We start from the raw sequence: 2171 nt of genomic DNA on the forward strand, positions 1-2171 counted from the left end.
GGAATAATATCCTTTACTTGCACTTCGCTTACACTAAATGGACCTTTATTGGTTAATGTTAAGGTAAAAGTGATTGCGTCTCCAACTTTAGGAGTGGCATCATTTACTGTTTTCACAAGTTCCAGATCTGCAGAACATGCATTACTTATGGTTGCATCCATAAAATCGTTAACGCCACCATTTGTTTTTTTGACTATATAATTAACTGTTCCACCGTTTGGATCTCCTTGTACTACATCTGGCACCCCATCTGTCCCTACAGAACCAGTAAACACATAATCTGCAGTGAAAACTGTGGTGGTAGCTCCCGCTTCTAAAGCATCGCTACAGGTATCACCATCTGAATCCAAATCTAAATGGTTAGGAAACCCATCATTATCAAGATCAAATTCAGGGCAAATTCCAAAGGAATTCAATCCTCCACCGGTACAAAATTTAGGGTCTAAATAGTTTGGAATTCCATCTCCATCGGCATCTAGAAGTGGATCTGCACCGTAAGATTCATCAATATCCAAAACCCCATCATTATCATCATCCTTATCTACATTATCTGCAATTCCATCTTCATCAAAATCGTTGAAAGAGTCATCACGATAATCTACATCTCCCCCTGTAAGGACATCTTCATCATTATCTGGGAAATTATTGGTTTGAGTTTCATCTAATAACCCATTTGGGTCTGCAAAGTTATCGGCAGCCTCATATGCATTATCCAATCCATTAGCTCCTACTGCAGCATCTGTTCTACCGTTGGCATCTGCATCTACTACAGGGCTAAAATTAGCCTCTACAATATCATAAATAGTATCATCATCTGAATCCAGATCTAGATAATCTGGAATCCCATCCCCATCTGTATCAACCGGGATTATTCCAAAGCCTCCAAGACGAGGGTCATATACATCATTTAATCCATTGTTATTACTATCGGTTGCGTTGTAAGCTATGTACCCTAAAGTAGTTTGGGCTTCAACAATATCTGGAACGGTATCGTTGTCTGAATCCAGATCTAAATTATCTGAATGTCCATCACCGTCTGTATCTTTAACCTGGTGTATTCCACCAATTAAAACCGTGAGAGGAGTTCCCCCTAAAACAGTTCCTATTTCATCATCACCTGCAGTACTAGGATTGTCATTATTATATAAAATATCCAAGGCATCGGCAAAACCGTCTGCATCAAGATCGTTAGTGGAACCCGAGCCATAAATACCATTTCCATCGGGATCTATTCCCCCGGCTTCAATTACATCTCCAATTCCATCATTATCTGAATCCAGATCCATAAAATCAAATAGTCCATCCAAGTCGGTGTCAATTGGATTCAACCCATCTGTTCCATCACCATTAAAACCAGCCGGCTTTGGCGCTACGACTTGCAAAGGAACTCCTACATTGTTAACATCTGCTCCTGTAAGAAAACCGGTTCCTGGAGTACCATTACCATCTTCATCAAATATCCCTCCTGCTTCTATATGGTCTGGAATTCCATCCCCATCTGAATCTAAGTCGAAACTATTTTGTAATCCGTCTCCATCTATATCATTTAGAGGATTAGGAGTACTGGCAGCCAAAACAGAAGGATCATTATCATTTCCGTCTAAATAAAGCGGAATCTTATCGCCATCGGCATCTCCTCCACCTTCAACTATATCTAATATCCCATCATTATCATCATCTTCGTCATTTAGGTCTGAAAATCCATCGTTATCATTATCATTCACCACCTGTTCTCTCCAGTCTCTATCGTTTCCAGGATTTTCTAAATCGGGTTGTGTCATAGGAGTTTGACCTCCATTGGTTGCATTATCAATAATTGAAACACCATTTACCAAATCGAAAATATCTACCAAGCCATCCCCATCTGTATCCGGTTCTCCCGGGTCAACCATTCCATCAGACCCAATATTTCCGTTACTATTAATAACGTTATCCTTATTTACATCTATACTATTATCAAAATGATTTTCTACCAGGTCATATTCTGCATCATCATCAGAATTTGTATCTGCATAATCTGGAGCCCATCCTCCATCTGTATTAATATAACCAATTGCAAAACCTCCATTATCTATATCGTAGGCATCATCAATTCCGTCTCCATCGGTATCACTACCTGAAGGTGCGATATATGCGAAGGTAGATTGAGCCTCTGTATTATCTATGATTCC

1 protein-coding gene is annotated in these 2171 nt (G+C 39.6%); it reads right to left on the reverse strand.

Annotated features, from left to right (window positions below):
- The coding region (locus ABYT07_RS20595) for a hypothetical protein (RefSeq protein ID WP_372993868.1) at positions 1 to 2171 on the reverse strand (2171 nt) is incomplete at both ends.

The sequence above is a fragment of the Sulfitobacter sp. genome (assembly GCF_041552635.1).
Lineage (GTDB): Bacteria > Pseudomonadota > Alphaproteobacteria > Rhodobacterales > Rhodobacteraceae > Sulfitobacter.